The sequence below is a fragment of the Streptomyces polyasparticus genome, from assembly GCF_014493765.1.
Classification (GTDB): Bacteria; Actinomycetota; Actinomycetes; order Streptomycetales; family Streptomycetaceae; genus Streptomyces; species Streptomyces polyasparticus.
In genome coordinates, this window is the sequence record NZ_JACTVJ010000070.1 from 1 (window position 1) to 4,691 (window position 4,691).

5 protein-coding genes and 1 pseudogene are annotated in these 4,691 nt (G+C 68.0%); 5 read left to right on the forward strand and 1 reads right to left on the reverse strand.

Features of this window, described 5'->3' with window-relative positions; translation table 11 throughout:
* Positions 1-107: pseudogene (locus H9Y04_RS45385) on the reverse strand (IS5/IS1182 family transposase); the annotation flags it as partial.
* A gap of 52 nt (positions 108-159) precedes the next feature.
* Here H9Y04_RS45385 and H9Y04_RS45390 point away from each other — a divergent pair.
* The 5 genes from H9Y04_RS45390 to H9Y04_RS45415 all read left to right on the forward strand — a co-directional run bounded on the left by H9Y04_RS45390 (position 160) and on the right by H9Y04_RS45415 (position 3,743).
* Positions 160-375 (forward strand): hypothetical protein, encoded by a 216-nt coding sequence (locus H9Y04_RS45390; protein ID WP_187820111.1) that lies wholly within the window; start codon positions 160-162, stop codon positions 373-375.
* Entirely contained in the window at positions 368-673 is a 306-nt protein-coding gene (locus H9Y04_RS45395) for a WhiB family transcriptional regulator (RefSeq protein ID WP_187820112.1), read from the forward strand. The genes H9Y04_RS45390 and H9Y04_RS45395 overlap by 8 nt, the downstream gene beginning before the upstream one ends.
* A 1,069-nt stretch (positions 674-1,742) precedes the next feature.
* Positions 1,743-2,426 carry a hypothetical protein gene (locus H9Y04_RS45400; RefSeq protein ID WP_187820113.1) on the forward strand — a complete coding sequence of 228 codons (684 nt, stop codon included), beginning with the start codon at positions 1,743-1,745 and terminating at the stop codon, positions 2,424-2,426.
* Positions 2,427-2,506: 80 nt separating this feature from the next.
* Entirely contained in the window at positions 2,507-2,737 is a 231-nt protein-coding gene (locus H9Y04_RS45405) for a hypothetical protein (protein ID WP_187820114.1), read from the forward strand.
* 247 nt (positions 2,738-2,984) lie between these two features.
* Positions 2,985-3,743, forward strand: a complete 759-nt coding sequence (locus H9Y04_RS45415) for a hypothetical protein (protein ID WP_187820115.1) — start codon at positions 2,985-2,987, stop codon at positions 3,741-3,743.
* Positions 3,744-4,691 lie beyond the last annotated feature (948 nt).

Genomic DNA, 4,691 nt, shown 5'->3' on the forward strand with positions numbered 1-4,691 from the left:
TCCGGTGTCCCGCCACCCTGTGGGCGCACTTTCGATGGCGGGAGCAACGGCTTCGCGATCTCCCACAGCCCGTCCGGAACAATCCAACTCCACGTTCCCTGAACCATGTTGAGGTTCTACTCCGCCTCACCACATAGGACAACGTCTTAGGAGCCACCAGTGAGATTCACCGTCACGACCGGGCAGCGCACCATCGACCTGCGCTGCCCCGATGTGAGCCTGGCCGAGCTGGAAGCCACCGCCCTGCGGCTGATTGCCGCCACCGGTCATGACCGGCCCGATCACACCAGCGGTTTCGGATTCGCGCCCGGCTGCCACCTGGAGCGATCCGAACAGCCCTACGCATTGTGCGAAGCCGAGGTGAGCCATGACTGACCCCACCCCGATCACGGCGGCCGGCACCTGGCGCGACCACGCCACCTGCGCCCAACCCGCTCACGCGACGCGCCAGGACCTCTGGTACCCGGCTCAGCTGGACACCGAAGTGCTCCGTGCGGCGAGGAAGGTGTGCATGGTCTGCCCGGTGTCGGCGGAGTGCCTCGACGACGCCCTCGCCTACGAACACGGCCGCGGCCGTGACTACCGCTTCGGCATACGCGCCGGCACCACTCCCGGCCAACGCCACCACCTCGCCAAACAGCAACGCCAGCAACTACAGGCCGCGGCCGCCTAGCCATCACACCAAGGCGGCCCCGGAGCATCAGACGGTGCGGGCACCCGGAACCTCGCGATCCAGGCACCCGCACCCAGGCCGACGCCGAGGAGAGCAAGCGTCGACCACCGCCACGCCGCATGAACATCCCAGAAACCGGCGCGACGGAACCCAAAGGGCCCGGCACCCGCAGACCTCATGCACAGACTCTGCGGGCGCCGGAGAGCTGGACACGGATCTCACGACGCGCCCTGCCGAACGGAACCCAGGCCCATGTCCCCGTCGAGTCGGAAAGACAGCGGGTCCCGCACCAAGATCACGCCACACCCCACGGGAGCAGGCCATGACCGACACGATCATCAGCCCCCACTCCACCCACCCAGACCAGCCCACCACCCGCTGCCTGCACTGCGGGCCCAGCAGGCCCGCCAGTTCCGCTGACACTCCGCACGGCCGAGGTGTCGTGAGCGGCGCGGTAATCCGTGCGGCAGGGCTGTGTACTGGGTGGGGTGCCCGACCGGGCATCGGCGGTGGGGCACCCCGGGGGTGGGGCGGGCGGTCCGGGGCGAGGGGCGCCGGCCCCGTGCCGCCGCATGGGAGGTCTGGATCTCGCGTGCGGCGGGGTCGGGTGGGGTGTCTGCGGTGCGTTGCCTCAGCCACAGGCACCCCGTTGCGGTACGTCGGCGTGTATTCCTCGTACCGCGCACGGGGTGGGGGCCGGCCGCGCCCGACCGACAAGACGGCCAACCCCCTGTGGCGGTAGATAGCCACAGGGTGGCCAGCATCGACGCGTACGACACACGCGTCCGCGTCCGTCACCGCCCGCTCGGAGTAACACCCGCAAGGCAAGGGGGCGTCGGGGCGGTTCCGCATGAACTGCCACGACGCCCGGCGTGCCGGGCCCGAGCGCGGCCGGAGGTGGGAAAACGACCAGGGCAGGACCCACGGCAACGGGGAGAGCCGATTTACCGTTGCCCGAATATGCCCGGGGCGGCAGCCAAGTCGCCAGACGCTGCCACCCCGCAAACACGCGAGGGATGCAGTACTCGCGTAGCTGAAGTATCCGCACCAGCGCAGCAGGGAGACCGCCATGGCCGCCCACGACACCCGTGATTCCGCCACTTCGGCCCAACCCGCCTGCACCCACTGCCACCACCGCCTGCACTCCGCGGACACGCACCGCTACCTGTGCCGACACTGCGAGACCCGCACCAACGAGCGCCTCGAGGAACTTCCCGGCCTGCGCGAGCAGCTCCGCGACATGCTCGAACCCGGCGTGCGTGGCCCGAGAGCGGTCGTGTCGGCCAGCCGCGACGGCAGTCTGGTGCCGTGCAGCCTCGACGCGCTGAACCTCGTGGCGGTCGGCGGCATCACCGCCGTCCTGGACGCGTGGGTGGCCGACTGGTGCGACCTGCTCGGCTGGCAACTGCCACACCTGCGCAACACCGACCCGGGCGCCTGCAACACCCCCATCACCGGTGCGGTCACGTTCCTGCGCAACAACCTCCCCTGGGCCGCCGAACGACACCCCGCCGTGGATGATTTCGCTCACGCGGTGCACCAGCTGTGGCAGCACGCCACATCCATCACCGACCCACCCGAACCGACCGTGCGCATCGGCTACTGCCCGGCTGTCCTCGACGACGGCACCGAATGCGGGGCCACCCTGCGCGCCACACCCGGTGATGCAGACTTTCGCTGCCGCTGGTGCAACACCACCTGGGCAGAGCGCCACTGCCTCACCCTCGCAGCGACCCTGCACACCGCCGCATGACATGCGAAAGGGGCCCCGCAACCGGCCTAGGCGCGCGGGGCCCACACAGACACACGAGACTCAGGAGCGACCGATCCCGCATGCCCACCCCGAACGCTACAACCCCCACCCCGCCCCGGCCCGGAACGCCACTGACCGTCCTCGTCGACCCGGAGTTCGCGCGCGACCTCGGCGTGCTCATGCAGACCGGCATGACCGCGGCCGAAGCCATTGGCGAAGCCGTCAACATCCTCGTCGACCCCCGTGAGGTCGACCGGATCAGTACCCTGCCCGCACAAGCAGCCGACTGTCAGACCCAACCGCTTCAATAGCAGCAGGCGAAAGGAGGACAGCTACAGTGCCGACAGACGAAAGGAGCACCCCCATGCCGAGCGTCATCTTCAGTACCCCCGCCGAACTCCGTAGCGAGAGACAAGTACTGCTCGGCGAAGTGGGCCGCACCTACGAGGACCTGAGCGAACGCGCCGCCGCCTAACGCCTCACACCGGACGAGATGTCCGTATGGGAGACCATCGAAGGCATCGACTTCCTCCTCGACGAGGTCGAAGACGAGCAGCCGTGACCGAACCCGACCTGGCCGAGCTCGGCAAACGCGCCGCTGAATTCGCCGACGAACTCACCACCACGCTGCGCAGCGTCCTGCCCGACGCACCCCAATACGTTGCGCACGTTCGCGGCAAGGGCCGCAAGCCCCACATCGCGGTCATGGCACTCAACCCCGATACCCGGCAGGCCGTACCCGCCGTCCTCACCATCGCCGGCGCACCCCGGATCGACCTGCACGCACGCTATTACTGTTGGTGGGACCGCGATCACGACTACCTGGCTGTCGACAACTCCCGCATCGCGATCCACGCCCACAACAGCAGCGAACCTCTCTTCCGCCACGAGTACGAGCGAGCTCAGCAGTCGTATCCTCCCGGCGCACACCTGCACGTTCACGCACACCGTGATGAGAGTGCCTACCTCATGCTCATCGCGGACCGGCACCGGCCGGCCGAACGCAACGCCCACCGCACCAGCAGCTTTCCGCGCATGGCGGACCTCCATTTCCCCGTCGGCGGCCACCGGTTCAGGCCCTGCCTTGAAGAGATCCTGTACGGCCTCATCGAGGAGTACGGCGTCGACACAGTCGACCACACCTGGTCCGACACCCTGCGCAACAGCATCCGCCAGTGGCGGATCAGACAGCTACGCGCCGCGGTACGCGACGAACCCGACACGGCAGCCGACCTCCTCCGCAGCCTCGGCTACGCCGTTCACGTCCCTGAGCACGCGCCCCGCGCCAGCTTCACCAGCGGCATCGACCGACTCTGACACGAGTCGATTTGCGCTGAGTGCTCTGCATATGTCACACTAGGGCCCTGGTTCGGTATGCTCGAATCAGGTTAATCGTTAGTCGCATGCAAAGGCCCCGCCCCAACGGGGCCTTTGGCGTTTCCGGGGTGAGGTGACCCAGCAATGCCCGCTCCCGCCCAGGACTCATCGACACCCGCCTGGCCGCCCGCGCCGCCGGCGTCAGCTCGGCAACCATCCGCAAATGGATCCAGCGCGGACACCTCACCCGCCACGGCACCGACTGCCGGTGCACCCTTGTCCACATCCGCGAACTCCAAGACTTCATCCTCAACCGCACCCCGGCGCCGACGGGGCCCGAGCAGCGGCGACAGGCGCCTGCCGAAAGTTGACGCACCACCAGGACCTTTCAGGACCAAAGGCCCTCACTGGTTGCCACCGCGGTGCGTAAGTTCGTAACCGAGCGGCGGCCTGACGGGGACCCAGAACAGCCACCGCTCGACCACTCCGAGGTCGCACGTCTTGGTATTCCTCCGAACTACTGGTGGCAGCAACCTCGGAGGCTGACCGTTCGCCCTGGCAGGCATGGGTCAGCCTCGGGCCCGCAGCGCCCCCCTGCTGCGGGCCCCACAAACCCTCCGCGAGCCCACCTTCCTCAGCCGGGCCCGCGAGGAGCGCCAGCCCACACACTTTGCGGGGATGGGCTGGACATGTAGGCCCGTGCCTCTGTGTTGGCGCGGGCCTACAGCGCCTCCCAAAACACCTCCGAACGAACAGCGAGCGCCGCCATGATGACGATCCTTGGTATTGGATCCTTCGCTGTCTGGATGCTCGCTCTCGCAAGCGTTATCTCCTTTGTCGTTGACAACCGACGCCACAAGAAGCATCGCGGCTAGGCCGTTTCCTTCGGATCATCTGATCGTTGGTCTGGTGTGTCGCTGACTGACGCGCAGTGGGCGCGGATCGAGC

What these genes read in the sequence shown, in the direction of transcription:
- H9Y04_RS45400 (WP_187820113.1), top strand. Translation starts at nt 1,743, where the DNA reads ATGGCCGCCCACGACACCCGTGATTCCGCCACTTCGGCCCAACCCGCC.
- H9Y04_RS45405 (WP_187820114.1), top strand. Translation starts at nt 2,507, where the DNA reads ATGCCCACCCCGAACGCTACAACCCCCACCCCGCCCCGGCCCGGAACG.
- H9Y04_RS45395 (WP_187820112.1), top strand. Translation starts at nt 368, where the DNA reads ATGACTGACCCCACCCCGATCACGGCGGCCGGCACCTGGCGCGACCAC.